The following is a 3,948-nucleotide window of genomic DNA, read 5'->3' on the forward strand; positions in this document are numbered from 1 at the left end:
ACGCCCCGGCGCGGTCGTGCGCTTCGCGCACGCGCCAAGGCGCGGCCCGCCAACTGCGGCGGGCCGCGCCCTGGTGGCCGGAGGCCCCGTCGTCACACGGCGGCGGGCTCCTGCTCGTGGCCCTCGTCCCGGTCCGCCACGGTGAGCGGGACCGGGCCGTCCGACCACGCTCCCAGCAGGTCGAACGCCTCGGCTGCGCGGCTGCCCGGGGCCGCCGACTGCGCGATGACGCGCAGGTCGCACCCCGGCACCGTGATGATGTCGTAGTCGACGGTGACGGCGCCGACGTCCGGATGGTGGACCGTGACGGACTCGCTCTCGTGCGACCCCGTCATGCGGGACGTCCACAGCTCGGTGAACCGGCCGCTCGCCCGCCGCAGCTCGGCGACGAGCGCGCGCAGGTCCACGTCCGTGGGGTAGCGGGCCGCCGCCGCGCGCAGGTCCCCGATGAGTGCCATCTCGAACCTGGCCGCCTGCTCGGGCGTGCGGGTGACACGGCTCGGCGCCTCCGTGAAGTGGCGCCAGGCGACGTTGCGGCACGGGCTCGCCGCGGACTTCGACGGGTCGCCGAGCAGCGCTGCCCACAGGGGGTTGAAGGTGATGAGCGACCATGCGGCGTCGTGCACGCCCACGGCCGTGCCGGTCATGCCGTCCAGCATGCGCCGCACGCTCGGCGGCACCCTGCGCGGTACGCGGTCGGTGGCCGGCGGTGAGTGGCCCGCTAGCAGGAACAGGTGGCGGCGCTCGACGTCGTCGAGCCGCAGCGCCCGGGCCAGCGAGGCCAGCACCTGCGACGAGGGAGTGGTGGCCCTGCCCTGCTCCAGACGGGTGATGTAGTCGACGGACAGTCCGGTCAGCCGCGCCAGCTCCGTACGCCCCATGCCCGGATCCTCGGGGCCGCCCTCCGGCAGCCCGCCCTCGGCGGGTGATATCCGGTCACGCCAGCGATGAAGCGCCGCGCCCAGCTCTCCATGTCGGGTCATGGCCCCAGTATCGACGGGGGAGCCCGGCCCTGCGCGGCGTCGGCCTCACGGACACGGAGCGCGAGCGCCCTCACGCCGCGCACGGATGGCGGCGACGGGCCGGCCGGTCAGGAGCGGGGCGCCGCCACCCGCAGGTCCTTCTCGATGCGGGCGACCGTGGCCAGCAGATGCGGCAGCAGGTCGTCACGGACGGACTCGATCGAGTTGCGGCTCGCGTGCACCGGGATGTTCACCGCCGCCACGACCGCCCCGGCCCCGTCGCGGACCGGCGCCGCGACCGAGCGCAGCCCCGGCTCCAGCTCCTGGTCCACGATCGCGTACCCCTGATCCCTGATCACGTCCAGCTCGGCACGGAGGAGTTCGGAGGAGGCGATGGTGCGCTCGGTGAGCGCCGCGGGCCGGCTGCGCCGCACGATCTCCTCGATACGGTCCTCCGGCAGGTGTGCGATCATCACCCGCCCCACCGACGTCGCGTACGCGGGGAAGCGCGTGCCGACCGTGATGGACGCCGTCATGATCCGGCTGACCGGGACCCGTGCCACGTACACGACATCGTCGCCGTCCAGCACGCACAGCGAGGACGACTCGTGGACCTCCGCCACCAGCCGCTCCAGGTGCGGCTGGGCGATCTGAGGCAGGGAGAAGCTGGACAGGTACGCGTAGCCGAGCTCCAGCACGCGCGGGCTGAGCCGGAAGGTGCGCCCGTTGGTGTGCACGTAGCCGAGGTCGGCCAGTGTCAGCAGGAAGCGGCGTGCGGCCGCCCGCGTCAGGTCGCAGGCGCGCGCCACCTCGCTGAGCGTCAGCTCGGGATGGTCGGCGTCGAACGCGCGGATCACGGCCAGGCCGCGCTCGAAGGACCGGACGAAGTGGGGTTCGCGCTCCTGCGCGCCGCTCATCTCTCGCCTCCGTGGTCCGGCCCGCGCCTGGCCCGCCGTGGTGGCGGGGTGCGGGACACGGCCGATTCTCGCAGGCCGCCACCGCGGCCCGCGTGCCGGTGGGCCCCGGTCGCGGGGGCCCACCGGCCGGTGGGTGCGCCGCCCCCGTCCCCACGGTGCGGCGCCGGGCGGCGGGACCCTCCGCTCGGGGGTCCTGCCGCCGTCTCGTGTCCGGCTCCGCAGGGGCCGGAGCCCCCTCAGGGGCCGGAAGGCGTGGCCGTGACGCCCAGTGCGGGCAGGACCGCCGCCTCGACGAAGCGCGTCATGTACGCCTCGTCCGCGTGCGACCCGTGCAGCAGCAGCGCCGCGCGCATCACGCCGAACAGCTGCACCGCGACGAACTCGATCGCCGGGTTGCCCGCCGCGACCTCGCCGCGGTCGACGGCCCTGCGCACCATCGCGTCGATCTCCGCCACCTCGGGCTCGATCAGGTTCTCGCGCAGCGCCTTCGCCAGTTCGGGGTTCTGCTTGGCCGCATGGACGAGCGCGTGGGTCAGCGGGGTGTCCCGGCGGGCGTTCGCGCTCGTGGCGCGCGCCACGGCGCGCAGGTCGCCGGCGAGCGTGCCGGTGTCGATCTCCGCGAGCGTCACGCACCGTGTACCGCGCAGGGCCGCGCAGACGAGCTGCGGCTTGGAGTGCCACTGCCGGTAGAGCGTCGACTTGCCGCACTTGGTGCGCGCGGCGATGCCCTCCATCGTCAGCGCCTCGTACCCGCCCTCCCTGAGCAGGTCGAGCGCGGCCACGTAGAACTCCATCTCGCGCTCGGGTGTGATCTTGGAGCGGCTCGACGTTGACGTCATCGTCTCTCCCTTCCGCACGAGGCGACCTGACCACAGAAGGCCCCGTGCTCCCAGGGTGGCGCTTGCCCCGCCGGGCCGTGTGATCGAAAACGCTTGCGACATCGATACGTCAGTGTACCGATACGGAGGCGTATCGGTACACTGACGTATCGATAAGGGCTCCTGGCGCCAGACGCGTGCCGAGCCACCACCGCACCACGACGTCGACGCCGTGCCGTGCCACGCGAAGGGGTCGGGTCAATGAACGCCCGGACTGGTCCCGCCCTGCGCCGCAGGCTCACCCCCACCCGACACACCCCCGACGCATCCGCCCCCGACGCATCGGCCCCCGACGCATCCGCCCCGGAAGGACCCACCGCCGGGCGAATACCCGGAGGCGGCCGCCCGGCGCATCGGCCGCGCCCGCCGCTGATGCGCGAACTGGCCCTCGTCGTCGCGCTGTTCCTCCTCTACAAGCTCGGCAGGCAGCTCGCGCGCGGCCGCACGGGCGAGGCGATGGACAACGCGCGCGGCATCTGGCACCTGGAGCGCGACCTCCACCTGCCGAGCGAGGCGGGGATCCAGCACCTGCTGCTGCACGGCGACACGCTCGCCCACATCGCCAACACCTACTACGCGGCCGTCCACTTCCCCGCCACGATCCTCTTCCTGGTCTGGCTCTACTGGCGCAGGCCGGGCCACTACGTGTGGGCGCGCCGCGTCCTGACGGCCGTCACCGGCGGCGCGCTCGTCCTGCACCTGCTGGTGCCGCTCGCCCCGCCCCGCATGGTCGCGCTGACCGGGCTCGTCGACACCGCGCGGGTCTACGGCCCCTCCGTGTACGGCTCCGACCCCGCGGCCGACGGCCTGGAGAACCAGTTCGCCGCCATGCCGTCCCTGCACTTCGGCTGGGCGCTCGTGCTGGCGCTCGGGCTGATCGCCGCGACCCGGGCGCGCGGGCGTTGGCTGTGGCTGCTGCACCCCTTGGTCACCCTGTTCGTGATCATCGCCACCGCCAACCACTACTGGCTCGACACCATCGTCGCCGCCGCGCTCGTGGCCGTGGCCCTCGTCTTCCTGCACCCGCCGGACGACGCCCCGCGCGGCACCACGCTCGTCGCGCGGGGCCGGACGCACGGACGCCGCGAGGCGGGGCCGCGGCAGCCGGCCGGGGACCGCCGATGACGGGGGGCACGTGGGGCGCCGTCGCCCTGCCGCTGGTCTCCGCCGAGGTCGGATGGGCACACGTCT

General features: G+C 74.1%; 4 protein-coding genes. 1 reads left to right on the forward strand and 3 read right to left on the reverse strand.

Annotated elements, in window-relative coordinates; all coding sequences use genetic code 11:
• Positions 1 to 92: 92 nt before the first annotated feature.
• The 3 genes from JFN87_RS32305 to JFN87_RS32315 all read right to left on the reverse strand — a co-directional run bounded on the left by JFN87_RS32305 (position 93) and on the right by JFN87_RS32315 (position 2,718).
• Positions 93 to 983 carry a helix-turn-helix transcriptional regulator gene (locus JFN87_RS32305; RefSeq protein ID WP_209345956.1) on the reverse strand — a complete coding sequence of 297 codons (891 nt, stop codon included), beginning with the start codon at positions 981 to 983 and terminating at the stop codon, positions 93 to 95.
• A gap of 107 nt (positions 984 to 1,090) precedes the next feature.
• Positions 1,091 to 1,879, reverse strand: a complete 789-nt coding sequence (locus tag JFN87_RS32310) for an IclR family transcriptional regulator domain-containing protein (protein ID WP_209345958.1) — start codon at positions 1,877 to 1,879, stop codon at positions 1,091 to 1,093.
• A gap of 236 nt (positions 1,880 to 2,115) precedes the next feature.
• A complete protein-coding gene (locus JFN87_RS32315; RefSeq protein WP_209345960.1) occupies positions 2,116 to 2,718 on the reverse strand; it encodes a TetR/AcrR family transcriptional regulator in 603 nt (200 codons plus the stop codon).
• A 411-nt stretch (positions 2,719 to 3,129) separates the two neighbouring features.
• Here JFN87_RS32315 and JFN87_RS32320 point away from each other — a divergent pair, with 411 nt between their 5' ends.
• Positions 3,130 to 3,882 carry a phosphatase PAP2 family protein gene (locus JFN87_RS32320; protein ID WP_245182819.1) on the forward strand — a complete coding sequence of 251 codons (753 nt, stop codon included), beginning with the start codon at positions 3,130 to 3,132 and terminating at the stop codon, positions 3,880 to 3,882.
• The last annotated feature ends 66 nt before the right edge of the window (positions 3,883 to 3,948 follow it).

The organism is Streptomyces montanisoli (assembly GCF_017813245.1).
In the GTDB taxonomy this organism is placed as follows: domain Bacteria; phylum Actinomycetota; class Actinomycetes; order Streptomycetales; family Streptomycetaceae; genus Streptomyces; species Streptomyces montanisoli.

Coding starts and splice junctions, on each gene's coding strand:
- JFN87_RS32305 (WP_209345956.1), bottom strand. CDS start 983: ATGACCCGACATGGAGAGCTGGGCGCGGCGCTTCATCGCTGGCGTGAC.
- JFN87_RS32320 (WP_245182819.1), top strand. CDS start 3,130: ATGCGCGAACTGGCCCTCGTCGTCGCGCTGTTCCTCCTCTACAAGCTC.
- JFN87_RS32310 (WP_209345958.1), bottom strand. CDS start 1,879: ATGAGCGGCGCGCAGGAGCGCGAACCCCACTTCGTCCGGTCCTTCGAG.
- JFN87_RS32315 (WP_209345960.1), bottom strand. CDS start 2,718: ATGACGTCAACGTCGAGCCGCTCCAAGATCACACCCGAGCGCGAGATG.